This is a genomic window from Leifsonia sp. 22587 (genome assembly GCF_052044215.1).
In the GTDB taxonomy this organism is placed as follows: domain Bacteria; phylum Actinomycetota; class Actinomycetes; order Actinomycetales; family Microbacteriaceae; genus Leifsonia; species Leifsonia shinshuensis_C.
The window spans coordinates 578430-602656 of sequence record NZ_JBQENB010000002.1; the positions used below are offsets into that span (position 1 = coordinate 578430).

General features: G+C 71.7%; 25 protein-coding genes. 15 read left to right on the forward strand and 10 right to left on the reverse strand.

The features are described 5' to 3' along the window. Position 1: 1 nt before the first annotated feature. Both ACTJI1_RS10720 and ACTJI1_RS10725 read right to left on the reverse strand, forming a co-directional pair. A complete protein-coding gene (locus ACTJI1_RS10720; RefSeq protein WP_440742599.1) occupies positions 2–985 on the reverse strand; it encodes an NAD-dependent epimerase/dehydratase family protein in 984 nt (327 codons plus the stop codon). Beyond that, positions 982–1422: a MerR family transcriptional regulator gene (locus tag ACTJI1_RS10725; RefSeq protein WP_440742600.1), complete on the reverse strand. Its 441-nt coding sequence runs from the start codon at positions 1420–1422 to the stop codon at positions 982–984. The genes ACTJI1_RS10720 and ACTJI1_RS10725 overlap by 4 nt, the downstream gene beginning before the upstream one ends. Before the next feature lie 105 nt (positions 1423–1527). On the opposite strand from ACTJI1_RS10725, the gene ACTJI1_RS10730 reads away from it, so the two are divergent. The 3 genes from ACTJI1_RS10730 to ACTJI1_RS10740 are packed head-to-tail and all read left to right on the forward strand — an operon-like array spanning position 1528 to position 4789. Continuing rightward, positions 1528–2349, forward strand: coding sequence for a DUF1684 domain-containing protein (locus ACTJI1_RS10730; protein WP_440742601.1), 822 nt, complete (start codon positions 1528–1530; stop codon positions 2347–2349). Further along, positions 2346–3431: an LLM class flavin-dependent oxidoreductase gene (locus tag ACTJI1_RS10735; protein ID WP_440742602.1), complete on the forward strand. Its 1086-nt coding sequence runs from the start codon at positions 2346–2348 to the stop codon at positions 3429–3431. Before ACTJI1_RS10730 ends, ACTJI1_RS10735 begins: the two co-directional genes overlap by 4 nt. Beyond that, positions 3428–4789, forward strand: a complete 1362-nt coding sequence (locus ACTJI1_RS10740; protein WP_440742603.1) for an NtaA/DmoA family FMN-dependent monooxygenase — start codon at positions 3428–3430, stop codon at positions 4787–4789. The genes ACTJI1_RS10735 and ACTJI1_RS10740 overlap by 4 nt, the downstream gene beginning before the upstream one ends. 15 nt (positions 4790–4804) lie before the next feature. Here the strand turns inward: ACTJI1_RS10740 and ACTJI1_RS10745 are convergent, their stop codons facing one another. Both ACTJI1_RS10745 and ACTJI1_RS10750 read right to left on the reverse strand, forming a co-directional pair. Continuing rightward, a complete protein-coding gene (locus ACTJI1_RS10745) occupies positions 4805–6577 on the reverse strand; it encodes a glycoside hydrolase family 3 protein (RefSeq protein ID WP_440742604.1) in 1773 nt (590 codons plus the stop codon). Then, positions 6574–7878, reverse strand: coding sequence for an MFS transporter (locus tag ACTJI1_RS10750; RefSeq protein WP_440742605.1), 1305 nt, complete (start codon positions 7876–7878; stop codon positions 6574–6576). Before ACTJI1_RS10750 ends, ACTJI1_RS10745 begins: the two co-directional genes overlap by 4 nt. A 126-nt stretch (positions 7879–8004) precedes the next feature. Here ACTJI1_RS10750 and ACTJI1_RS10755 point away from each other — a divergent pair, with 126 nt between their 5' ends. The 4 genes from ACTJI1_RS10755 (at position 8005) to ACTJI1_RS10770 (ending at position 12178) form a co-directional block, all read left to right on the forward strand. Beyond that, positions 8005–9273: a TetR family transcriptional regulator gene (locus ACTJI1_RS10755; RefSeq protein WP_440742606.1), complete on the forward strand. Its 1269-nt coding sequence runs from the start codon at positions 8005–8007 to the stop codon at positions 9271–9273. A 46-nt stretch (positions 9274–9319) separates the two neighbouring features. After that, entirely contained in the window at positions 9320–9967 is a 648-nt protein-coding gene (locus tag ACTJI1_RS10760) for a dihydrofolate reductase family protein (RefSeq protein WP_440742607.1), read from the forward strand. Positions 9968–10108: 141 nt separating this feature from the next. Continuing rightward, complete coding sequence (locus ACTJI1_RS10765) at positions 10109–11545, forward strand: FAD-dependent monooxygenase (RefSeq protein ID WP_440742608.1); 1437 nt, start codon at positions 10109–10111, stop codon at positions 11543–11545. A 63-nt stretch (positions 11546–11608) separates the two neighbouring features. Continuing rightward, positions 11609–12178 (forward strand): GNAT family N-acetyltransferase, encoded by a 570-nt coding sequence (locus ACTJI1_RS10770; RefSeq protein ID WP_440742609.1) that lies wholly within the window; start codon positions 11609–11611, stop codon positions 12176–12178. On the opposite strand, the gene ACTJI1_RS10775 is transcribed toward ACTJI1_RS10770, so the two are convergent. Beyond that, entirely contained in the window at positions 12131–13249 is a 1119-nt protein-coding gene (locus ACTJI1_RS10775; protein WP_310133751.1) for a fatty acid desaturase family protein, read from the reverse strand. The genes ACTJI1_RS10770 and ACTJI1_RS10775 overlap by 48 nt on opposite strands. Positions 13250–13393: 144 nt before the next feature. Here ACTJI1_RS10775 and ACTJI1_RS10780 point away from each other — a divergent pair, with 144 nt between their 5' ends. Further along, a complete protein-coding gene (locus tag ACTJI1_RS10780) occupies positions 13394–13561 on the forward strand; it encodes a hypothetical protein (protein ID WP_310133749.1) in 168 nt (55 codons plus the stop codon). Positions 13562–13587: 26 nt separating this feature from the next. On the opposite strand, the gene ACTJI1_RS10785 is transcribed toward ACTJI1_RS10780, so the two are convergent. Both ACTJI1_RS10785 and ACTJI1_RS10790 read right to left on the reverse strand, forming a co-directional pair. Further along, positions 13588–14688 carry an epoxide hydrolase family protein gene (locus tag ACTJI1_RS10785; protein ID WP_440742610.1) on the reverse strand — a complete coding sequence of 367 codons (1101 nt, stop codon included), beginning with the start codon at positions 14686–14688 and terminating at the stop codon, positions 13588–13590. Positions 14689–14722: 34 nt separating this feature from the next. Continuing rightward, positions 14723–15019, reverse strand: a complete 297-nt coding sequence (locus tag ACTJI1_RS10790) for a DUF2277 domain-containing protein (RefSeq protein WP_310133745.1) — start codon at positions 15017–15019, stop codon at positions 14723–14725. Positions 15020–15394: 375 nt separating this feature from the next. Between ACTJI1_RS10790 and ACTJI1_RS10795 the strand changes: the two genes are divergently transcribed. From ACTJI1_RS10795 to ACTJI1_RS10805, 3 genes are all read left to right on the forward strand, one after another. Next, complete coding sequence (locus ACTJI1_RS10795; RefSeq protein WP_440742611.1) at positions 15395–16375, forward strand: diacylglycerol/lipid kinase family protein; 981 nt, start codon at positions 15395–15397, stop codon at positions 16373–16375. Between the two features lie 67 nt (positions 16376–16442). Further along, the gene (locus ACTJI1_RS10800; protein WP_440742612.1) at positions 16443–17192 is read left to right on the forward strand and encodes an SDR family NAD(P)-dependent oxidoreductase; all 750 of its coding nucleotides are present in this window, start codon (positions 16443–16445) and stop codon (positions 17190–17192) included. A gap of 50 nt (positions 17193–17242) precedes the next feature. Beyond that, positions 17243–17836 (forward strand): TetR/AcrR family transcriptional regulator, encoded by a 594-nt coding sequence (locus ACTJI1_RS10805; RefSeq protein WP_440742613.1) that lies wholly within the window; start codon positions 17243–17245, stop codon positions 17834–17836. Between the two features lie 84 nt (positions 17837–17920). Here ACTJI1_RS10805 and ACTJI1_RS10810 read toward each other — a convergent pair whose 3' ends face one another. Further along, complete coding sequence (locus tag ACTJI1_RS10810; protein WP_440742614.1) at positions 17921–19369, reverse strand: MFS transporter; 1449 nt, start codon at positions 19367–19369, stop codon at positions 17921–17923. After that, positions 19369–19806: a MarR family winged helix-turn-helix transcriptional regulator gene (locus ACTJI1_RS10815; protein WP_440742615.1), complete on the reverse strand. Its 438-nt coding sequence runs from the start codon at positions 19804–19806 to the stop codon at positions 19369–19371. Before ACTJI1_RS10815 ends, ACTJI1_RS10810 begins: the two co-directional genes overlap by 1 nt. 52 nt (positions 19807–19858) lie before the next feature. On the opposite strand from ACTJI1_RS10815, the gene ACTJI1_RS10820 reads away from it, so the two are divergent. After that, positions 19859–20410, forward strand: coding sequence for a cysteine hydrolase family protein (locus ACTJI1_RS10820; protein WP_440742616.1), 552 nt, complete (start codon positions 19859–19861; stop codon positions 20408–20410). Between the two features lie 22 nt (positions 20411–20432). Here the strand turns inward: ACTJI1_RS10820 and ACTJI1_RS10825 are convergent, their stop codons facing one another. Next, the gene (locus ACTJI1_RS10825; RefSeq protein ID WP_310133732.1) at positions 20433–21458 is read right to left on the reverse strand and encodes an aldo/keto reductase; all 1026 of its coding nucleotides are present in this window, start codon (positions 21456–21458) and stop codon (positions 20433–20435) included. Positions 21459–21615: 157 nt separating this feature from the next. On the opposite strand from ACTJI1_RS10825, the gene ACTJI1_RS10830 reads away from it, so the two are divergent. From ACTJI1_RS10830 to ACTJI1_RS10840, 3 genes are read left to right on the forward strand one after another with little or no spacing between them, the layout of a single operon-like run. Further along, entirely contained in the window at positions 21616–22233 is a 618-nt protein-coding gene (locus ACTJI1_RS10830; protein ID WP_440742617.1) for a TetR/AcrR family transcriptional regulator, read from the forward strand. Positions 22234–22277: 44 nt separating this feature from the next. Further along, on the forward strand, positions 22278–22688 hold the full coding sequence (panD, locus tag ACTJI1_RS10835; RefSeq protein ID WP_440742618.1) for an aspartate 1-decarboxylase: 411 nt from the start codon (positions 22278–22280) through the stop codon (positions 22686–22688). A 4-nt stretch (positions 22689–22692) separates the two neighbouring features. Further along, the gene (locus tag ACTJI1_RS10840; RefSeq protein WP_440742619.1) at positions 22693–24096 is read left to right on the forward strand and encodes an MFS transporter; all 1404 of its coding nucleotides are present in this window, start codon (positions 22693–22695) and stop codon (positions 24094–24096) included. The last annotated feature ends 131 nt before the right edge of the window (positions 24097–24227 follow it).

A 24227-nucleotide genomic window follows, 5' to 3' on the forward strand; every position in this document is an offset into this window, starting at 1 on the left:
CTCAGGCCTCGGCCGCAACCAGCCCCAGGTCGCGGAGGCTCTCGGCAGTCTCGACGATCGTCTCGACAGCCGGCCGGGGGCGGAAGCCGAGCTCGCGCTTGGCGCGGTCGTTGTGGATGACGAGGGGCGCCGGCTCGTCGCCGGGCAGCTCCGCAGTCGGGACGGCCGAAGCGAGGGCGCCGAGCTCGGTGCGCAGCGTGTTCGCGACGTCGAGGAACGTCATGGTCGGGCCGTCCGCCAGCAGCAGGTACCGCTTGCCCGCCGCCCCCGGAGTCGCCATCGCGGACAGGTGGGCCGCTGCGACGTCGCGGACGTCCGCGATGCCGAACCGCTGGCGCGGGACCGCGGTCATCGTGCCGTCGAGCATCCCGGTGAACACGGCCAGCGACGAGCGGGCGGAGGCGGTCAGTGTCGGACCGGCGATCCACGTCGGGTTGAGGGCCACGAGCTCGAGGCCGTCGCCTTCCCGCTCGACGAAGTCCCACGCCGCACGCTCGGCCACCGCCTTCGACAGCGGGTAGGCGGGCAGCCCGGGCGCCTCCGGGTCGGTCCAGTCGGTCTCGTCGTAGTCGCGGACCGGCTTGGGCGAGTACCCGACGGCGGCGAAGGACGACGTGAGGACGACGCGCCGCGCGCCCGCGTCACGGGCCGCGCGGAGCACCCGCAGAGCCCCGTCGCGCGCCGGGATGAGCACCTCGTCCCGATCCGCGCTCTGGATCATCGGGGACGCCGTGTGGTACACGTCCTCGATGCCGGCGAGCGCGGCGGCCCAGCCGTCGTCCTCGGTGAGGGATGCGGCGGCGAAGGAGAGGCCGCCGTCGTCCACGCCCGCGCGGCGGACGGCGGCACGCACCTCGTCCTCCCGGTCGAGGGAGCGGACGGTCGTGCGCACGGCGGAGCCGGTGGCGAGCAGGTCGGCGAGCACTCGCGTGGCGAGGTAGCCGGTGCCGCCGGTGACGAGGACGGTGGGGGTGGTGGTGGTCATCGGAAGGTCTCCTCGAGTCGGGGAAGGATGGAGTGGAGCTCGGTCTGCGCCTGGGCCTCGGCGTCCGCGTCGGAGCGCTCGCGCGCATCCCACAGGGCCGCCTTGACCCGCAGATAGTCGAGGTGGATGCGGAGCGTCGCGATCTGCTCCTCGACGCGTTCGGCGTGGCGGAGCAGGATGTCGCGCTGCTCCCCCGCCGCCGCGTGGCCGCGACGGCGGTTCGCCTGGTAAGTGCGCATGTCCTCGATGCCGACGCCCATGGCGCGCAGGCAGGCGAGCACCTGCGCAGCGTCGAGGTCGCCCTCGCCGTAGCGGCGGTGGCCGCTCCGCTCATCACGGGCGATCGGGCCGAGCAGGCCGACCTCCTCGTAGTAGCGCAGCGTCGGCTCGCTCAGCCCGCTCTGCCGGGAGACGTCCTGGATGGTCAACGTGGTCATGTGCCCATCAGAACAGACTTCAAGCGCTTGAAGTCAAGCGCGACCGTTACGGGACGTGTCGACGGACCTTGCCCGCCGCCCGGGGCGGTCCGTTACCGTCCACGCATGACCATCGCATCCGACATCACGACGACCGGCTTCGAGGACGCTTGGCGCGCCTGGCACGCGGAGCACGAGGCCGAGCGCGCATCCGCCCACGGCTTCCTCGCCATCACCGCCCTTCACTGGCTGACCGCCGAGCCCACGCGCTACGACGGCCTCCCCGGAGCCTGGTCCACCTCCGCCGACGGCCCGGTGGTCCTGCTCTCCGACGGCGAGAGCCTGGAGGTCGACGGGCGGACCGTCACCGGCGAGGTCGCGTTCGGCCCCATCCCGGAGCGCGGCGGACTCGTCGCGATCTCCGGCGAGACCGTCATCGAGATCGCCAAGCGCGGAGGATCCGACCTGCTGCGGCCGCGGCACCCGCAGCATCCCACCCGCACCGGCTATGCCGGGACGCCGTCCTACGAGCCGGACCCGCACTGGGCGGTGCCGGGGCGCTTCACGCCGTTCGACGAGCCTCAGGATGTGACGGTCGGCTCGGTCGCCGAGGGTCTCGAGCACGTCTACTCCTCCCCGGGAGCGGTCGAGTTCGAGCACGACGGCGCGACGCACCGTCTGACCGCCTTCAACGGCCCGACCCCCGGCTCGCTGTTCGTGCTGTTCACGGATGCGACCAGCGGCGTCACCACCTACCCCGCCAACCGGTCGCTCGCCATCGCGGCGCCGGACGCCGAGGGACGCGTCGTGCTCGACTTCACCCGCGCCGTCAACCTCCCCTGCGCCTACACGGAGTTCGCTACCTGCCCGCTGCCCCCGGCCGGCAACCGCCTCCCGTTCCCGGTCGATGCCGGCGAGCGCTTGCCCCGGAAGGGCGGTCTCCGATGAGCGGCTTCATCCTCGGCGTCGAACTGGACGGTGACGGCGCGCATCCCGCCGCCTGGCGCGCGAGCGCCCACGCTCCCGCAGACGTCCTGAGCGCCCGCGTGGTGGCCGAGCGGGTACAGACCGCGGAGCGCGCGGGATTCGCCTTCGCGTCGTTCGCGGACTCCGCTCTGGCGCCCGAAGCCCCGGAGGGTGTGCGTGCCCGCCTCGACGCCGTGCAACGGGCCGCCTTCGCAGCGCCCCTCACGAGCGCGATCGGCCTGGTGCCGGAGGTCGGCACCGTCTACACCGAGCCGTTCCACGTGGCCACGCAGCTCGCGTCGCTCGACATCGTGTCCCGCGGGCGCGGCGGCTGGGTCGCCACGGCGACGGACGACGAAGGGACCGCGGCCCTCTACGGACGCCAGGGGCAGCCCGGGAAGCCGGGCGACGCCGTCGAGGTGGCCCGACGGCTCTGGGACTCGTGGGAGGACGACGCGGTCATCCGCGACGCCGCCACCGGCCGCTACCTCGACCGAGAGCGGGTGCACCACATCCGCTTCGCCGGGGAGGACTACGCGATCACCGGCCCGTCGATCGTGCCGCGGCCATCGCAGGGCGCCCTGCCGGTCTTCGGTGCCTCGGAGCTGGCAGGGACCGCCGAGCTGGATGTGGCGCTCGTCGACGCGTCGGCGGGAACCGTCGACGTGCGCGAGCTGACGGAGCTGGCCGCGCAGACCGCCCGCCCGCTCCGCGAGGCCGGGCTGCTCGTCGTGCTCGACCTCGACGTCGCACTTGACGCGGCGGGCGTGACCGCCGCCGACCGCATCCACGCGCTCGATCAGCACACCCCGTGGCATTCGAACCGCGGCCGCTATGCGGGCGATGCGGCCGGGCTGATCGAGCTGCTCGCCGCACTCGCGTCCGTCGTCGACGGGGTGCGCCTCCACCCGGCCGTGCTCGACACCGACCTGGCCGAGCTCGGGTTCGCCGTCGCTCCGGCCCTCCGCCGCCGCGTGCCGCTCGCCGTCCCGCGCCCGGGCGACACACTCCGCGACACCCTCGGCCTTCCGGCCGCCGTCAACCGTTACCAGGAGTCCGCATGACCGCACCGACCGTCCTCCGCTTCGGCGTCTTCTTCCAGGGCGTCAACTTCTCGACCGTCTGGACCGAGCCGGAGAGCGGCTCGCAGACGGACTTCGAGAGCTTCCGCCGCCTCGCGCAGACCGCCGAGCGGGGTCTGTTCTCCGCGTTCTTCCTCGGCGAGGGGCTGCGGCTGCGCGAGCACCTCGGGCGTCTGCACGAGCTGGATGTGGCCGGTCGCCCCGACGCGCAGACCCAGCTGGCGGCCCTGGCCGCGGTCACCTCGCACATCGGCCTGGTGGCCACGCAGAACACGACGTACAACGACCCGCTCGACCTCGCGCACCGCTTCGCGAGCCTCGACCTGATCTCGGGAGGCCGCGCCGCCTGGAACGTCGTCACCACCGACAACGCGTGGACCGGCGAGAACTTCCGCCGCGGCGGATACCTCGACCACGCCGACCGCTACCGCCACGCCGAAGCGGTCGTCGAGGCGGCGAAGGCGCTCTGGGATGCCTGGCACGCCGAGATCGCCGCCCGTCCCGACGCCGCGGCGTGGTCGGACGCCGTGCCGTCCGACGAGGTGGAGGCGCGCACCGGCCACTACACGGCGCGCGGCCGCAGCCGGCTGCCGCAGAGCCCGCAGGGGCGCCCGGTGATCTTCCAGGCCGGCGACTCGGCCGAGGGACGCGACTTCGCCGCCCGTCAGGCCGACGTCATCTTCTCCGCGCACAGCGCCTTCGACGCGGCGCAGACGTTCGCCGCGGACATCCGCCAGCGCACCCTCAAGGCGGGGCGGCCCGCGGGCGACGTCAAGATCTTCCCGGGCCAGGAGTTCATCCTCGCCGACACGGACGCCGAAGCGGAGGAGAAGGCGCGGTGGGTGCGACGGCACCAGGTGACGCCGCAGACCGCGATCGCCTTCATCGAGAACGTCTGGGGCACCGACCTCAGCGCGTTCGACCCGGACGGTCCGCTGCCCGGGTTCGACCCGGTCCAGGAGGTGACCGGCGAGACCCGCGGAGCGGGCTTCCGTGCCGCCCAGGCGAAGGCGACCGCCGACGCTTGGCGCGAGCGGGCCGAGACTGAGGGTCTCTCGATCCGCGAGCTGGTCATCGCCCTCAACTCCGGGCGCGGGTTCGTGGGCAGCCCGGCCACGGTCGCGGCGACGCTGCAGCGCTACGCCGACGCGGGCGTGGTCGACGGCTTCAACATCACCCCGTGGCTCGTCCCCTCCGGCCTCGACGACATCGTCGACCGGCTCGTGCCCGAGCTCCAGGAGCGCGGGATCTACCCGACGGAGTACGCCGGGAGCACCCTGCGCGAGAACCTCGGACTCGAGCCGGTCGCGGTCCGCGAGGAAGGGAGGAGGACGGCCTAGGGCCTTCGGCGGCGGTCAGTACCGCAGACCGTCGCCGAACCGGAACAGCGGGTCGGCGGTGTCGAACGGCACGTCGGGACGCGACGCCTCCACCGCGCCCATCGAGCGGGGGATGTCGAACGGCAGCGACCCCTGCGGGGCGGAGCGTCCGGTCAGCACGTCGAGCAGCGCCTCGGCGCTCGCCCCCCAGTTGACGGTCAGCGCCGTGGCGGCCTCGGCCAACGGCTCGAGGATCGCCGCCCGGTCGGCGTAGACGTCGACGATCGTGGGCGCGTGCCGCGCCAGTTCGCGCACGTGGTCGACGACTTCGGCCGGGAACTCCAGCGACCCCGAGTGGAAGAGGCTCTCGAACACGGTCGGACGCTCCTCGTACGGCGCCTGCAGGCGCACGATGATCGCATCCGCCTGGTCCGGGCTCGTCACGACCTCGCCGTAGGCGGCCGCCCGCTCGGGCTCGATGCCCTCCACGTACAGCCGCGGCGCACCGCGCAGCGGGAGCAACGGCTCGTCCTCGGGCCCGTTGATGAGGAGCGTGATGGAGGCGCGCTGCGCCTTCTCCCCCTCGGCACGGAACTCCGCCGCGCCGACGATCGCGTCGGCCGCCTCCGCGTCCACCAGGCTCGACTCGAACAGCCCGAGCTCGAACTTCTCGCGCAGGATGCGGCGGGCGGACGCGTCGATCCGCGACGCGGGCACCTCTCCGGATTCGACGAGCTCGATGAGCAGTTCGGGGCACGCCTCGCCGCCGAACTGGTCGGCGCCCGCCTCGATGATCTTCTTCATCCGCTCCCGCGGCGTCAGGTGCTCGACACCCCACGCACGCGCCGGGAACGGCTGCCCGAAGATCTCCGCGTCGGTCACCAGACCCCAGTCGGTGCAGACCAGGCCGTCGAAACCGAGGCGCTCGCGCAGCAGCCCGGTGAGGACCGACTTGTTGAAGCCGAAGCCGACCTCCTCGTATGCCGTGCCCACCGGCATGCCGTAATAGGGCATGATCTGGCGCGTGCCCGCGGCGATGAGCGCCTCGAACGGCCGCAGGTGCAGCTCGAAGGCGTCGCCCGGATAGACCTGCTCGCGCCCGTGGGCGAAGTGCGGGTCCTCGCCGTCCTTCTGCGGGCCTCCGCCGGGGAAGTGCTTGGTCATCGTCGCCACGGAGCCGGGGCCGAACGCACTGCCCTGGAAGCCGCGGACGTACGCGGCGCCGAGTCGGGCGGTGAGTTCCGCATCCTCACCGAAGGTCGCCACCTGACGCGACCAGCGCGGCTCGGTGGCGAGGTCGACCTGCGGATGCAGGGCCACCCGGAGGCCGACGGCGAGGTACTCCTGACGCGCGATGTCGGCGAACCGCTCCACGGTGTCTTCGTCGCGGATCGCCGCGAGGCCCAGCGGCTCCGGCCACTGCGAGAACGGCCCCGACAGCATCGCGGTGCCCGGGTTGTCGGTGAACGAGTGCCGCGGGTCCGTGGACAGCGTGACCGGGATCCCGAGCCGGGTGGATGCGGCGAGCCGCTGCAGCGCGTTGTGCCACTCCGCGATCTCCCGCCCGGTCGGCGCGCCCCCGAGCAGGTTGAAGTGCGACATGTGGCGGCGCTCGACGTACTCGACGGCGGACGGCAGCGAGAAGGTGGGGTTCGGTTCGTCGAGCGGGCCCACCCCGATCATCGTGTGGAAGAAGAGGCCGGCCTTCTCCTCCAGGGTCATCTCGGCGAGCAGCAGCTCGACGCGTTCGGCGACGGGACGCTGCGCATCCAGCCAGGGCCGGGCGGTCAGTGTGTCGGTGTCGGTCATTTCACTCCTTTGATCCGGTAGACGAGCACGGCGCCGAGCAGGGCGACGACGGCGCCGAAGAGGTACCACACCGAGTAACCGCCGATGGCGGTCGCCGACCCCAGGGCGATGATCCCCGGTGCGATGGCCGGTGCGATCGACTGCGGCAGCGCGTTGGCGATGTTGAGGACGCCCAGGTCCTTCGCGGTGTCGTCCGGGCTCGGCAGCACCTGGGTGGCGAGGGCGAGGTCGACGGAGAAGAAGGAGCCGGCGCCGAGGCCGATCACGGCCTGCGCGATGATCACCACCGCGATGCTCGGCGCGAAGGCGAGGATCACCAGACCGACCACCATGATGACGCCGGCGGCAGCGACGAACGGGCGGCGCTTTCCGAGCCGGTCGGAGAGGTAGCCGCCGATCGGGCTCGAGATCACCATCCCGACCGTGGAAGCGAGGTTCGCCAGCAGGATCGTCGAGATCGCGCCCTGCTCGTCCAGGTGGAACTTCTCGGTCAGGTAGAAGGGCAGGAAGGTCGCGATGCCCGCGTACCCGAACATGACGAAGAACTTGGTCAGCCAGGTCCAGCCGAAGTCGCGGTGCTTGACCGGGTTGAAGACGAACGACCCGAAGAACTGGCCGACCGTGAACCGCTGGCGCGGCTTCTCGCGGAGGCGGCGGTCCTTCAGCACGGCGACGAAGACGACCGCGAGCACGAGCGCGATCAGGCCGGGTACCAGGAAGCGCAGCAGGTCGTCGCCGATGAAGTTGATCAGGAAGCTGCCGCCGAGGATCGCGAGCGGCGTCGTCACGCCGACGAGTCCCGAGACCTTGCCTCGGCTGGTCGCCGGAACCTGGTCGGGCAGCGTGGCGTTCGCGGCGGCGAGCACGGCGTTGAGGGAGGCCTGCACCAGGCACCACCCGATGAGGACGACCCAGATCGAGGTGGCGGCGCCGATCAGCAGGAAGGCGCCGACTCCGACGATGCTCCCTCCGAGGATCCACGGGCGGCGCATCCCGAACCGCGAGGTGGTGCGGTCGGAGAGCCGGCCGGCGAGCGGGTTCGCGACGAGGGCGAACAGGGCCCCGACACCGAGGATGAGGCCGAGCTGCGCCGTCGCTTCCTCGGTGGAGGTGCTGAGGTGCTGCACCTTGAACGCCATGCTGACGAGCACCGGGGTGAGCAGCGCCAGGAGGACGCCGAAGTTCACGGCCGACAGCGCCGGCGTGTAGCCGCGAGGCGTCCGCGCCGGGGTGGAGCCGGGCGTCTTGATACCGGTGGTCCCGGTGGCCGCCGCGGTGGCGGCGGGAGACAGCTCTGTCATTCTCGAGTCCTTTCGTACCGTCCGCTTTGACGATGGCGGCCAGCATACACACAAAAGCGACCGTGTGGTAACTCAAATCCGACTGTGCGGTAACCTGGGTACGATGATGAGGTCGGGGAGGTGCACGTGACGTCGGTCATCGATGGGACGCGCTTCGCCCGCGCCGCCGCGACGCGCCAGGCCATCCTCTACGCCGCCACCGAGCTGTTCTGCCGCCACGGCTACCGGTTCGTCTCGCTGCGCGACATCGCCGCGGAGGCCGGCATCACGCATCCCGCCCTGCTGAAGCACTTCGCCGGCAAGGAGGAGCTGCTCGCCCAGGTCGCGCACCGGCTCGACGCGTCGGCGGCCCTGGCCGGGTCGCCCGCGAGCGAGCTGCCGTTCGCAGCCGCGGCCCGTCGCCAGGACGACGTCCCCGGCCACGACGCCCTGTTCGCGGCACTGACGGGAGAGGCGTCGGCCGCCTCGCATCCCCTGCACGCGTGGATGCGCGACCGCGCGGCCGACCTCCGCACGACCCGCGCGGACGCACTCGCCGCGGGCCAGGAGGGCGGACTCGTCGACCCGGGCCGCTCCGCCGCCGACGAGGCCCTTCGCCTCACCGCCGCCTGGGACGGCCTGCGGATGCTGGAGCAGTACCTGCCCGACCGGGTGGAGGTCGCCGGAACGCTGGAGCGTCACGAGTCGCTGATCGCCCGGCCGCTCGGCTGGATCCCGCCCGGCACCCCGCCGGTCGCCGAACCACTCCCGCCCGCGCCGGCCCTCCCGCCGATCGTCGACGACCCGGTCGCCTCGGAGGCCGGGTACCGCTCCGGCCGCGAGCGGCGGGCGAAGATCGTGGACGGTGCGATGGCGCTGTTCGCCCGCGAAGGCTACGGCGACACCAGCCTGCTCGACATCGCCACGCGGGTAGGCGTCTCCAAGTCGGCGCTTTACCATCACTTCTCCTCGAAGGATGCGCTGCTGCACGAGGTCATGCGGGAGCGCGACCGCCGCATCGACGACCGCGGCGTCGCGGACCGGACGGCGTCGGCGGCCGAGGTCGTCCGCAGCTTCGCCGACGGCGCCGCGGCCAATGAAGCGGATCAGCCCGGCCTGATCGAGCTGTACGCGGTGATCTCGTCCGAGGCGACGCCCCGCAGCCACGACGCGCACGCGTACTTCGAGCACCGCTTCTCGTCCGCGCTCGACGGCTTCGCGTCGATGCTGCGCGCGGCGGCCGCCGACGGCACGCTGCCCCCGCACCGGGACCCCGAGCACGAGGCGCTCTGGCTGCTCGCGCTGTGGGACGGACTGCAGTACCACTGGCTCTACGACCGCGACGGCGTGGATGTCGCCGCGCAGCTGCGCGCGCACCTCGCCGACCTGCTGCCGGACGTCGGTCGTCCGCACTAGGGTGAACCGACCCGGCGCGATCGCGCGCCCGGCAGGAGGGAGCCCCATGACCCGCGTCCGCATGGACCTGTTCGTCTCGCTCGACGGCTACACACCGTCACCCGAGGACCCGCCGGGCAACCCGATGGGCGAGGACTGGGGGCGGCTGACCGAGGCCTACGTGGCGACGCGCACCTTCCGCGAGAAGGTCTTCGGCGACACGAGCGGCGCCGGCACGACCGGGGTCGACGACGCCTTCGCGTCCGCCTTCTTCGAGGGTGTCGGCGCCGAGATCATGGGCGCGGCGATGTTCGGGCTCCACTCGTTCCCGGACGACCCGGACTGGAAGGGCTGGTGGGGCGATACCCCGCCGTTCGGCACGCCGGTCTACGTGCTCACGCACCAGGCGCCGAAGGAACCGATCGCGATGGACGGGGGCACGACCTTCCACTTCCGCGCCGGCGCCATCGAGGACGTGCTCGCGGAGGCGACCGCGGCCGCCGGCGACCTCGACGTCCGCATCGGCGGCGGCTACCGCACGGCGCAGGCGTTCCTGCGCGCCGGCCTGGTGGACGACCTGCACCTGCAGGTGGCCCCCATCTTCCTCGGCCGCGGCAACCGCCTCTGGGACGACCTCGTCGGCCTCGACCGGACGCACACCGTGACATCGCAGGTGGCCGAGAGCGGCGTCATCCACGTGATCGCCAGGCGCTGACCCGGCTCCCCTACCGGCCTTCCCCGCATTTCCAGGATACCGGCCGGGCGGGGGCTTGCCGCAAGGGCCCCCTCATCCACCAGAATGGCTGGTCGCGCGCGGAATCGTGACGCGTGATGCGAGGCGGAAGGTGGGATGCGCATGGGTTCGGAACAGTTCGACGTGATCATCAGCGGCGGGGGCCCGACCGGGATGATGCTGGCGAGCGAGCTGCGCCTGCACGACGTGCGGGTGCTGGTGGTGGAGCGGGATGCGGAGCCGACGACCGCGGTCCGCTCGCTGGGGCTGCACCCCCGCAGCGTCGAGATCATGGACCAGCGGGGGTTGCTCGACCGGTTCCTCGCCGCGGGGACCCGGTACCCGGGCGGCGGCCGCTTCGCCGGCATCCCCAGCCCGCGCCCCGTCGAGCTCGACACGACGCACGACTACATCCTCGGGATGCCGCAGCCGGTCACCGACCGTCTGCTCGCCGAGCGGGCGGCGGAGCTGGGCGCCGACATCCGGCGCGGCCGCGAGGTGACCGGATTCGAGCAGGACGGAACGGGCGTCACGGTCGAACTCGCCGGCGGCGAGCGCGTGCGCGGCGGCTGGCTGGTCGGGTGCGACGGCGGGCGCAGTCTGGTGCGCCGGACGCTCGGGATCGGGTTCCCGGGCGAGGCGGCGACGACCGAGTGGATCCTCGGCGAAGCCGAGGCGACGGCGCGGGCGGACGAGATCGCCGCGACCTCGGAGCGGGTGCGCGCGACGCACCGCGGGTTCGGCATCGGGCCGAGCGGCGACGGGCTCTACCGGGCGGTGGTGCCCGCGGCGTCCGTGTCGGAGGATCGTACCGTCGCTCCGACGCTCGAGGAGTTCCGCACCCAGCTGCGCGCGTACGCGGGGACGGACTTCGGCATCCACTCGCCGCGGTCGATCACGCGGTTCACGGACGCCACGCGGATCGCCGAGCGATACCGCTCCGGTCGCGTGCTGCTCGCGGGCGACGCGGCGCACATCCACCCGCCGCTCGGTGGCCAGGGCCTCAACCTCGGCATCCAGGATGCATTCAACCTCGGCTGGAAGCTCGCCGCGGAGGTCCGCGGCTGGGCGCCCGTCGGCCTGCTCGACTCCTACGAGAGCGAGCGCCGGCCCGCCGGGGAGGAGGTGCTGACCCTCACCCGCGCGCAGAGCGAGCTCATCTCACCGGAACCCGGCCCGCAGGCCGTGCGCCGCATCCTCACCGAGCTCATGGACATCGACGCCGTCGCCCGCACCCTGGGAGCGAAAGTCGCCGGGATCGCGGTGCGCTACGACCTCGGCGACGGGCCGGAGCTCGTCGGACGACGGCTGCGCGACATCCCTCTCGGGTCCGGCCGGCTCTACGATCACCTGCACGAGGGTCGCGGCCTGCTCCTCGACCGGACGGGCGCTCTCTCGACGGCGGGATGGACGGGGCGCGTCGACCACCTGCCGGACGCCGGGGCCGCTCTCGATACGCCGGCTGTGCTGCTGCGGCCCGACGGTCACGTGGCCTGGGCGGGCTCCGAGCAGGCCGAGCTGGACGAGCGACTGGCCCGGTGGTTCGGGCCGCGGGAGTAGCGCCGCCCGCCGCTCCCCGCCCGTCGCTCCTCGCCCGTCGGTGGCACGCGCTAGCCTGCGAGCATGTCGATCGACGTCCTCCCCGCCACGGGGCACTGGGACGACTTCGCCACGTTCATGGTTCCCCGCAAGCCGGGCGGTGGAGGATGCGTCTGCATGTCGTACCGCGACTCCCGCCTCGACATGCCGGGCCGGATCGCCTACATGCACGACGAGTGCCGGACGGAGCCGGGCCCGGGCGTGCTGGCCTATCTCGAGGGGGAGGCCGCCGGCTGGTGCTCCGTGGCCCCGAAGTCGACGTATCGACGGCTGATGAACTCGCGCACCATCCCGCACCTCGACGAGGAGCTCGACCCCTGGTCCATCGTCTGCTTCGTGGTGCGCGGCGGCTTCCGCAAGCGCGGCCTGATGCACGACCTCCTCGACGGGGCCGTCGCGCACGCCCGCGACTCCGGGGCGGCGATCGTCGAAGGCTACCCGGTCGACACCGGCGGCGAGAAAGTGGATGTGATCAGCGGCTACGTGGGAACGGTCGAACTGTTCGAGAAGCACGGCTTCTCACGGGTCGTGGCGACGGACGCGCACTCAGGAGGCCGGGTGCGCTGGCTGATGAGGCGGGAGCTGGACGCCTGACGCCGGCGTCTGCCGCAGCTCGAGCAGCGGGCAGCTGAACGGGTCCTTGTCTCCCAGCCCCACCCGGTTGATGTGGCGCGTGACGATCGCGTACGACTGCAGCAGCCCGGTCTCGGTGTACGTGACCTCGTGCTCCGCGCAGAACGCGCGGATCGTGGGGGCCGCTCGACGCAGGTGCGGGCGCGGCATCGACGGGAACAGGTGGTGCTCGATCTGGTAGTTCAGGCCGCCCATCAGGAAGTCGAGCGTCCTGCTCCCCCGGATGTTGCGGCTCATCAGCACCTGCCTGCGCAGGAAGTCGAGCTTCATGCCGTGCGGCACCAGCGGCATCCCCTTGTGGTTGGGGGCGAACGACATCCCCATGTAGAAGCCGAACAGGCCGAGCTGCACGGCGAGGAAGACCGCCGCGATCCCCGGCGAGAGCACCAGCAGCACGAGGGTCAGGTACCCGACGATGCGCACGGTCAGGAAGGCGATCTCGACCGGCCGGCGGGCGACCGGTTCGCGGGCCAGCACCCGGCGCACGCTCGAGGCGTGCAGCGACAGCCCCTCCAGCAGCAGGACGGGGAAGAAGAACCATCCCTGGTGCCCGATCAACCAGCGCAGCGCCGCGGGCCGGTCCTGGGCCTGCCGCGGGGTGAAGGCGATCACCGGCAGCTCGATGTCGGGATCGACGCCCTCCTGGTTCGGGTTCGCGTGGTGCCGCGTGTGCTTGTGCTGCCACCAGCCGTAGCTCATCCCGACGAACAGGTCGCCGACGACCAGGCTGGTCCAATCGTTCCAGCGTCCCGAGCGGAAGATCTGCCGGTGCGCCGCGTCGTGCCCCAGGAAGGCGATCTGCGTGAAGAGGAACGCGAAGCCGACGGCGGTGAACAGCTGCCACCAGGTGTCCCCGATCAGCACGAACGCGAGCACCGCCACACCGGTCAGCAATGGCACGAGGATGAGCTTGGTCCAGTAGTAGCCGTAACGGCGGCGGAGCAGCCCGGACTCACGGATGATCGCGGCCAGCGCCGTGTACTCGTTGCCGGCGTGGGCCGGCTGCGGCCGGCCGGTGGAGACCTCGGACATGATGAACGCCCCGTTCGATGCTGATGGCGTCGAGGTCCGGGGCGCTTGGCTCCAGCGTACGCGCGTCCGTCGGTGCGGCGACTGTGAGTGCCGATATTGGCGCCCCCGTCGTTGCGGCGTGGTTTCGCGGGTACCGTTGGCGGCATGTTGACAGTGATCGTGATCCTGCTGGTCGCCTGGGCCGTGCTGGTGGTGGTCGGGTTCGCCATCAAGGGACTGCTCTGGCTTGCGATCATCGGCATCATCCTCTTCATCGGCACGCTCGTCTTCGGTTTCGTCCGGAGGAGCGCGCGGAGGAAGAAGTCCGTCTGACCTTCGCGTCGGAGTGAGGACCGCGGTCAGCCCGCGTTCCGCCGCACCTCCAGGGCGCGCCCGACTCCCTGGACGTAGCTCTCCGGCGCCTCCCAGGCGGCGAAGTGGCCGCCGCGCGGGAACTCGAACCAGTCGACCACCTCGAAGAACCGCTCCACGAAATGCCGGGGTGCGTTGACGAGGTCCTTCGGGAACACGGTGATGACCGTCGGGATCTCGATCCTCGGCCAGTCCTTCGGGGCAGCGGCGGCGTACGGGGTGAAGGATGTGGCGATCGTCCCGGTGAACCAGTAGGCCGAGATCCAGGTCAGCGCCTCGTCGAGCGTGAACGCCGCCGAGAGGTGGCCTCTGGAGTCCGTCCAGTCGACCAGCTTCTCCAGGATCCACGCCGCCAGCCCGGCCGGGGAGTCGCCGAGGCCGGCCGCGAGGGTGAGCGGCCGGGTGGACTGCTCGTGCATGTAACCGCCCTCGCGACGCTGCCAGTCGTGCCCCCGCCTCACGTACGCGGTCTCCTCCGCGGTCAGGTCGTCGGGCAGGCCGACGAGGAAGTGGTACTGCGACAGGTCCGTCAGATGCAGGGCACTGACGTGCCGACCGTGGCGGGCGGCGATGGCCTCGCCCACGTCGCAGCCGACATCGCCGGCCGAGATCACGTAGCGGTCGAAGCCGAACTCGGCCATGGCGTCCGCGACCGCGTCCGCCATCTCGACCGACGACATGCCCCCATTCTCGACGGGCGCGGCGAAGGGGAACCCCGGCAGGGCGGGGACGACGAGGGTGACATCCCCGAGCAGCGGGAGGATGCGCTCGAAGCGGAGGACGGAGTCCGGCCAGCCGTGCAGGAGCAGCACCACCGGCGCATCGTCGCGGTCGGCGGCCGCGATCATCGCGCGGACGGGCACCGCCGTATGCTCCGTCTCCCACCAGGGCCACGACGCGATCCGGTCCTCGTGGCGGCGCCAGTCGTAGTCCTCCCGCCAGTGACGCATCACCTCGGCGACCAGACCCGGGTCGACACCGCCCAGGCCGTCCCGCCGGGGCAAGGGGACCGACCGGAAGCGGTCGATCCGGGCGTGAAGATCCGCGATGACCTCGTCCGGAACGCGATCGAACGAGTACCGCTTCATCGTCCCTCCCCCTGGGCCCGTGTCTGCGGTGCGGTCACGCGGAGGCCGTCCGGATCCTCACCTCGCGCTCCATGCGCTTCTCGTGGCGCTGGCGACCCTTGGCGGCCTCCAGCTCGCGGCTCTTCGGCGGCGCGTTGGTGACGAGCTGGTCCAGCATCCGCCGCGTCGCCTCGGCGATCTCGTCGATGGCCTGCTCGAACGCTGCGGCGTTCGCCCGCGATGGACGCGTGGAGCCGCTCACTTTCCGCACGAACTGGAGGGCGGCCTCCCGCACCTCGTCGTCGGTCGTCGGGGGCTCGAAGTTGTGAAGGCAACGGATGTTCCGGCACATGCCGAGACGATAGCGCCGATCGAGGGAGGATGCAGCCCCTGCGCTCCGCGCTCGAGGGTCGCGAGGACTCGTGAGGCTCGCACCTTCCACCGGTTCACGGATGGTGCGAGACTGAGACCATCGCCACAGACCCCGGCGGTGCTGTCTCCGAATCATTTCGGCGCATCGCCCGGGCCCAGTCCGGACGGCTCCGTTTCGGGTGCGGCGCCATCCGGGCTCCGAGGCCCGGAGCAACCACTCCCGAGTCCTCTGCGATGTTCCGTGCGACTGTCGCAGATCCGAGGAGCGACGATGCCCCTCCGGCGGGGGCCCGGTGACCCGAACCCGAGCCCTCGCCGATACCGCGTGGCGTCGTCCCTGCCGTACCGTGGACCCGTGACGACTGATGCCGGCTCCGCCTCGGTGGTGCGACGTGCGGCGGTCGTCGTCAACCCGAGCAAGGTCCAGGTCGCAGCGCTGCGCTCGGCGGTCGCGGCGGCGGAGGCGATGGCCGGCTGGGCGCCGTCCGAGTGGTTCGAGACCAGCCCGACGGACGACGGACGCAGCGCGGTGCTGGCCGCCCTCGCCTCCCATCCGGCACTGATCGTCGTGGCGGGCGGCGACGGCACGCTCCGGACGGCGGCGGAGTCGCTGGCCGGGACGGGCATCCCGATCGGCCTCGTCCCGTCCGGGACCGGCAATCTGTTCGCCCGGGAGCTCGGCTTGCCGCTCAACCTCCGGGCGGCGGTCGACCTCGCCTTCGCCGGCAGCGACCGGATGGTCGATCTGGCGACCGCGGTGCTCGAAAGACCCGACGGCGAGCGCGAGGAGCACGCGTTCCTCGTCATGGCCGGGATCGGCCTCGACGCCGAGATGGCCGCCAAGACGAATCAGCAGTTGAAGGCGCGCATCGGCTGGCTGGCCTACTCCGACCCGATCGCCCGCAGCATCCTGGGCAACAAGCAGTTCGACCTCACGTACGCGCTCGACGACGGCCCGGAGGTGGAGACGCGGGCGCACACGGTCATCGTCGGCAACTCGGGCAGCCTGACGGCCGGGATGCTGTTGCTGCCGAACGCCGTCGTGGACGACGGGATGCTGGACGCCGTGATCATGCGGCCGGGTCGCGGCGCGGGATGGACGGACATCGGCTACCGGTTGGCCTTCAACCGTGTACTCCACCGGACCGGTTTCGGCCGCTTCGTCGGGCGGTTCTCCCGGGAGACGCGCGCGATCCGGTACGCGCAGGCGCGCACCATGAAGGTCCGGTTCGCCGAGCCGCAGGGCATCCAGCTCGACGGGGATCCGCACGGCGACGTCATCGCGGCGACGCTGACGGTCCGGCATCACGCCCTCGCCGTGCGGGTCCGTCACTGATCTCGCGCCCGGGAATACTTCTCCTCCCCTTTTTGTACTAGTCGATACACAACAAGGAGGAGGAGCCATGAACGAGCTCACAGGCAAGACGGCACTGGTCACGGGCGGGACCTCGGGCATCGGGCTGGCGGTCGCACGCCGGTTCGCCGCGGAGGGCGCGCACGTGATCGTGACCGGCCGCGCGCAGGACAAGCTGGACGCCGTGAAGGCGGAACTCGGCGAGTCCGTGACGACGGTGGCAGCCGACGTCTCATCCCTCGACGCCCTCGACGCGCTCTTCGCGGTCGTCGCGGAGCGCGGGACGGGTCTGGATGTCGTGTTCGCGAACGCCGGCGGCGGCGAGTTCGCCGCGCTGGAGGAGGTCAGCTGGAAGCACTTCGCCGACACCTTCGAGGCGAACGTCGGCGGCACGGTGTTCACCGTGCAGAAGGCGCTGCCGTTCCTGTCGGCGGGGTCGTCCGTGATCCTCACCAGCTCGAACATCGACGTGAAGGGGAGCCCGTCGTTCAGCGTGTACGCGGCATCCAAGGCGGCGATCCGCAGCTTCACCCGGAGCTGGGCGGCCGAGCTGGTGGACCGCGGGATCCGCGTCAACGCGATCGCACCGGGACCCATCGCGACGCCCGGGCTGAGCGGTCTGGCGGGCGCGCCGGAGCAGGAGCAGGCGCTGCTGGACGGGCTCGCGGCCGGCGTGCCGATGAAGCGCCTGGGATCGCCCGACGAGATCGCCGAGGCGGTGCTGTACCTGGCATCGTCCCGGAGCTCCTACGTGACCGGTTCCGAGCTGTACGTGGACGGCGGCGCCAGCCAGGTCTGACCGGGACCGGAGCCCGCGGGCATGATGGATGGCGAGGGAGAGGAGCAGCGATGGCAGCGACGAGGGGCAGACCCCGCGAGTTCGACGTCGACGCCGCCCTCGACCGGGCGATCGAGGTCTTCTGGCGCCAGGGTTACGAGGGCACCAGCCTCAGCGACCTGACCGAGGCCATGGGCATTAACCGTCCGAGCCTCTACAACGCGTTCGGCAACAAGGAGGAGACCTTCAAGCGGGCGGTGGACCGGTACGCCGTCGTCGACATGGCGTACGTGGATGCGGCGCTGGCCGCTCCCACGGCCTACGAGGTCGCCGAGCGGTACCTGAAGGACAACGTGGCGGCCGTCACCACCCCGGGACGGCCGCCCGGCTGCCTGTCCATCCAGGGCGGGCTCGCGGGTTCGCCCGAGGACGACCGCGTCATCCGCTTTCTCGCGGAGCGGCGGCAGGCGGGCGAGGCGCGGTTCGCCGAACGCTTCGCTCGCGCCATCGGCGACGGCGACCTCCCGGCCTCGGAGGACCCGGCCGACCTTGCGAAGTACCTCAGCACGGTGTCGGCCGGTCTCGCGGTGCAGGCGGCCGCGGGCGCGACCCGCGCGCAGCTCATGGGCGTGGTCACGCGGGCGCTCCGGAGCTTCCCGCGCTGAGGACCCCGGCCCGCTCGCTCCTATGATCGGAAGCGCCGCCGCCGGAGTCTGCCTGTTCGTGACGTCGCTCGACCGCTGACGCCGTCAGGCCTTCGACGCCCTCGCCGCGGGCTCGGCAGCCGACGTGTCCGAATCCGGCCGGTCGGGCCCGGAGCGGCCGATGGCACGCAGGCTACGGTCGAACACCGTGATCAGCAGGAACACGACCGAGATGCCGATCACCACCCAGCCGAGCACGTGGAGGCCGCCCGTCGTCGCGTGCGCGCCGTAGACGTTGCCGTAGACCACGGATGCGACGATCGCGCCCAGGTAGAAGAACGTCCGCAGCAGGCCGGCGGAGGAGGCGATCCGGTCCGGCTGCGCCTGGAAGTACAGGGTGTTCTGGATCGCGAGGTTGTTCAGCCCTTGCGGGATGCCGAGCACCAGCATCGTGACCACCAGGAACCAGATGGGCGTCGCGCCGCCCATGAAGAGGACGAGCACCCCGGCGGCCAGCTGGGCGATGGAGCCGATCAGCAGCTTCCACAGCACCTCCGGGCGACGGCCGAAGGCGAGCGCGACCCCGATCCCGGCGGCGAAGACCGGCAGCAGCACGAGACCGGCCGCGGTCGGGTTCAGCGCGCGTCCCTCCTCCAGCCACTGGGTGAAGCCGTACACGAACAGGTACGAGATCGTCGCCGTCAGCAGCGAACGCGTGTAGGTCAGCAGCAGCGGGCCGTTGCCGCCGAGCACGCGCAGGTCGATGAAGGGCGCATCCACGCGCAGCTCCCACCAGACCAGCGCGGCGCCCGCGACCAGCGCCACGGCGAGCATCCACAGGGTCGCCACCGAGATGTTCTGCAGGAAGATCAGCAGTGCGAGCATCGCGACGGCGAAGAAGAGGATGCCGAGCCCGTCGATCCGCGGACGCTCGTCCCGCGGCGGCTCGAGCCCCGTCGTCCGCGGGAGGAGGATCCAGCCGAGGATGACGCTGGCGACACCCAACGGGAGGTTGACCGCGAAGGTGGCACGCCATCCCCACGCGCCGATGAGGAGGCCGCCCAGCGTCGGGCCGATCACCGCGACCGTCTGCGTGGTCACCGAGAGGACCGTGAGGATGACGGCGGGCGACGCGACGCCCGTGCGGCGCCCTTCGGCACGGATCAGGTGCATCGCGGCCGGGTAGCCCGCGCACGTGCCGAGGCCGAGCACCACGCGCGCGACGACGAGCCACCAGATGCTGTCGTGGGTCACGGGGATGACGAGGCCGATCGCGCCCGCGACAGCGACCAGCGCGCCACCGGCGAGGAAGAGCCGCTTGACGCCGTAGATGTCGACCAGCCGGCCGACCAGCGGCTGGCCGATCGCCGTGGCGAGATACAGCGCGGACACCAGCCACACCGTCTCGGAGGCCGGGGCACCGAGCGCGATGCCGATCGGTGCGAGGGCGACCGCGATGATCGCGGTGTTGATCGGATTGAGCACCGCGCCGAGCATCATCGGCGCGAGCAGGCGCCGGTCGAACCGGCCGGCAGGCGGCGGCTTCCGCGGCATCAGTCCAGGATCCGTTCGAGGACGGCGGTCGCCGCGGCGAGCGTGATCAGCTCGGCCTCCGACACCTGCGTGGCCAAGGTCTCGTCGAGCCAGGCGAGGCCCGCCTCCTTCTGCCCGGCGACATGCGCCCATCCCTCGTCGGTCAGCTCGACGATCTGGCGCCGGCCGTCGGTCGGGTCCTGGCTGCGGGTGACATAGCCCAGCGCCTCCAGCGCCTCCACGATCGCCGCCATCGACTGCGGCCGTACGCGCTCGGCATGCGCCAGTGCGCTCACCGTGGAGACGCCGCCCTTGCTCAGCCGCGACAGCGCGGACGCCTGGGAGGGGGTGATGGCGTCCGTCGTCGCCTCGCGCAGCTTGCGGAGCAGCCGCGCGAGCACCGCCCGCAGGTCGACGGCGATCTGCTGCGGGGTGACGTCGGGTTTCGCGGAAGCCATATCGACAGCCTAGACTGCACAGTTGTAACTGTCCAGATTGGAGAGGACCCCGATGACCACCGCACTGCTGCTGATGGACTTTCAGAACGGCATCGCCGGCCGGCCCGGCTTCGAAGGCACCGTCGACACGGCGGCCGAGGCGCTCGCCGCCGCGCGTGAGCACGGCATCCCGCCGATCTTCGTCCGGGTCGCCTTCCGCCCCGGCTACCCGGAGGTCGCCGCCTCCAACCTCGCCTTCAGCCGGACAGTGGGCGCCGGGGACGCGATGCACCTCGACAGCCCGGCGACGCAGATCACGGACCGTCTCGCGCCACGAGACGGCGAGCCGGTCGTGGTGAAGAAGCGCGTCTCGGCCTTCGCGGGCAGCGACCTCGCGGTGCTGCTGCGCGGCCTCGGCGCGGACGAGCTGGTCCTCACCGGCATCGCGACCAGCGGCGTCGTTCTGTCGACCGTGCGCCAGGCGGCCGACCTCGACTACCGGATCACGGTGCTGGCCGACGCCTGCGGCGACGCCGACCCCGAGGTGCATCGAGTGCTGACGGAGAAGGTCTTCCCGCGCCAGGCGTCCGTCACGACGGTCGCCGACTGGGCCGCGTCGCTCTGACGGCGTCCCGCCCTGAAGGACGTCAGGCCGCCGAACGGTCGGCGGCCGCCCGCCGACGGAGGGACGCGTCGCCGACCTCGGGCCCGCGGTAGACCATGTCCATCGCGCCGATGCTCTCGCCGGGCGGCACGATCGCGTCGATCCGGTCGAGCACCTCGTCGGACAGCGAGACGTCGGCCCCGGCGAGGGTGTCCTCCAGCTGCTCCATGGTGCGAGGACCGGCGATGGCCGAGGTGACTCCGGGATGCGCGATGACGAAGGCCATCGCCAGGTGGGTCAGACGGACGCCCGTCTCATCGGCGAGCGCGATCAGCTCCTCCACGGCGGCAAGGCGCCGCTCGTCGCGGAAGTGGCGCATCCCGGTCCGGGTGGAGCGGAAGTTGTCGTTCTCCTGGCCGGCGCGGTAGCGGCCGGTGAGCGTGCCGCCGGCGAGCGGGCTGTAGACGAGCGTCCCCATGCCGTACCGCTGCGCGACCGGGAGGATCTCGCGCTCGATCTCCCGGTCGAGGATGGAGTAGTTGGGCTGCTCGGTGCGGAACCGCTCGTGACCGCGGCGCTCCGACATCCACTGGGCCTCGACGATCTCGGACCCGCGCATGGACGACGAGCCGATGGCGCGGACTTTGCCCTGGCGGACCAGGTCGCTGAGCGCCGACAACGTCTCGTCGATGTCCGTCTCGGGATCGGGCCGATGCAGCTGGTAGAGGTCGATGTGATCCGTCCGCAGCCGGCGCAGGGAGCGCTCGACGGCCTGCATGATCCACCGTCGCGATGCCCCGCGGTGATTGATGTCGTCGTCGACGGGGCCCCAGAACTTGGTGGCGAGGACGACCTCGTCCCGGCGCCCCGCGATCGCCTCCCCCACCACCTCTTCGGAGTCGCCGTAGCGGTCGGCGGTGTCGATGAAGTTGATTCCGCCGTCGAGGGCGCGGTGGATGATGCGGATGCCCTCGGCACGGTCGGGGTTGCCGAGCGATCCGAGCATCATGGCGCCCAGCGCGTAGGGGGTGACCTTGATGCCGGTGCGGCCGAGCGTTCGATACTGCATTGCCGTGCTCCAAACTGAGTCGATCTCTGCACGGAGGGACGCCGTGCCGTAGGATTCGGAGAAGCGGAACGTCACTCCGGATACGTTCCGACTGTAGCGGAACACTGTTCCGGATACAACACCCTGCGCGTCAGCGCGCCGAAACGAAGGAGCTGCCATGCCCGCACGCACCGGCACGACGGCGAGCGCTGCGACAGACGGCGACACCGGAGCGGCACGCCGCCCGCAGCGCGCGGACGCCCGGCAGAACGTCACCGCGCTGATCGACGCCGCGAAGACGGTGTTCGCCGCGGACGGCGTCGACGCCCCCGTGCGGAGCATCGCCGACCGGGCCGGCGTGGGCGTGGGGACGCTGTACCGTCACTTCCCGCAGCGGTCCGACCTGATCTCGGCCGTCTTCCGCTCCGAGATCGACGCCTGCGTCGACGCGGCGCCCGCCCTCGAGGCCGCCTACCCTCCCGGCGAGGCCCTCGACCTCTGGATCATGCGCTACACGCAGTTCGTGGCGACGAAGCGCGGACTGGCGGCCGCCCTCCACTCGGGTGATCCCGCCTACGAACCGCTCGCCGACTACTTCTCGACGCACCTCGCTCCCACCCTCGAGCGCTTGCTGGCCGCCGCGAGGGCCGCGGGCGACATCCAGCAGGACGTGGATGCGACGGAGCTCCTCGGCGCCGTGGCGAACCTCAGCCACGGCGGCGGACCGGGCGGCGCGGTGACGCCGCGGACCGACCGGATGGTGCGCATCCTGCTGGCGGGTCTTCGGGCCGGATAGTCCTCCCGGGAATCCGCGCGGCCCGTTCGTGCTTGGATGGTTCCGTGCTCCGCACCATGTTCGCATCCAAGATCCACCGGGCCACGGTCACCCACGCCGACCTGCACTACGTCGGCTCGGTCACGATCGACCTCGACCTCATGGAGGCCGCCGATCTGCTGCCCGGCGAGCAGGTCGCCGTCGTGGACGTGACCAACGGCGCGCGCCTGGAGACCTACGTGATCGCCGGAGAGCGCGGCAGCGGGGTCATCGGGATCAACGGCGCCGCGGCGCACCTCGTGCACGTGGGAGACACGGTCATCGTCATCTCGTACGTGCAGCTCGAGGATGCGGAGGCGCGCACGTTCGCGCCCCGGATCGTCCACGTCGACGGCGGCAACCGGATCGTCGCCGTCGGCAACGACCCGGCCGAAGCCCTGGGCGGCGACGCGCTGACTCCCCCGCACGCCCTCTGAGCCGATGACCCGGACAGCCGCCTCCTTCTCGCGTGGACTCGCGCTGCTGGTCGCCGCGACGTTCTTCATGGAGAACCTGGACGGGACGATCATCCAGACCGCCGCGCCGACGATGGCGCGCGAGTTCGGGGTCGCCCCCGCCGAGCTCAGCATCGCGATGGTGGCCTACCTGCTCGCGGTCGCCGCCGGCATCCCGGCGACCGGCTGGCTGTCGACGCGGATCGGCGTGCGGCCGGTGCTGCTGACCGCGATCGTCGTGTTCACCGTCGCATCCGTGCTGTGCGCGTTCGCGCCGACACTCACGCTCCTCACCCTCGCCCGCGTGCTGCAGGGCATCGGCGGCGCGCTCATGGTGCCGGTCGGGCGGCTGGCGGTGCTCAGCGAGACGGAACCGCGCGACCTCCTCGATGCGATCGCCTACCTCACCTGGCCCGCGCTCATCGCACCGGTGATCGCGCCGGCGCTGGGCGGCATCCTGACCGACACCGTCGGCTGGCGCTGGATCTTCCTCATCAACGTGCCGCTCGGGATCGCCGCGGTGATCGCCGGGCTGCGGCTCGTCCCGCACTCGGAGCCGCAGCGCGGTGCGCCGTTCGACCTCCGCGGCTACCTGGCGATCGCGTTCGCGCTCGTCCTGCTGACCGCCGGGGCGGAAGCGCTGAGCGCCGACGACCCGCTGCTGGAAGTGGTCGGCGCGGTCGCGATCGTCGCCTCGGCAGGAATGGTCTGGGCGAACATCGCAGCCTCGCGCGAGCGGGCGCACGCACTGTTCGACTGGAGCGTGCTGCGCCGCTCCACCTTCCGTGCGGGCAACCTCGGCGGCGGGGTTTACCGGATGATCATCACCGGGGCGCCATTCCTCTTCACTCTGCTGTTCCAGCTGGCCTACGGGTGGAGCGCGACGGTCGCCGGCCTCCTGGTCATCGCGGTGTTCGTCGGCAACCTCGGGATCAAGCCGTTCACCACGCCGCTCATCCGCAGGTTCGGCTTCCGCCGCATCCTGATCTGGTCGAACGCGCTCGGGATGCTCGTGCTGCTCGCCTTCGTGGCGATCGGTCCCGAGGCGCCGGTCGCCCTCCTCGTGCTGCTGCTCATCGTCAGCGGAGTGTTCCGCTCGATCGGCTTCAGCGCCTACAACACCCTCCAGTTCGCCGACATCGAGCCGGACGAGACCACCAACGCGAACACGCTCGCCTCCGCTTTGCAGCAGGTCGCCGTCGCGCTGGGCCTGGCCGTCGTCGCGGTGTTCGTCCGCGCCTCGACCGCGGTCTCCGAAGGCCTCACGGGATCCGCGCTCCCGGGGTACCACTGGGCGTTCGCCCTCGCTGCGGCTCTGCTGCTGCTCCCCCTGGTGGGCGCGCTGCGGCTGCCGCACGACGCGGGCACCCGGGCGATCGCCGCGCGCTGACGGCCGCCGCCGACCGCGGACTCGGCACCATTCATCGACTGCCGCACTCAATCCGAGAGCATTCTCCTGTTGGATTCGCGGAACGATCCGCGTCTACCATCGCGGTGACCACGCTTCAGCGGTGCGAAAGG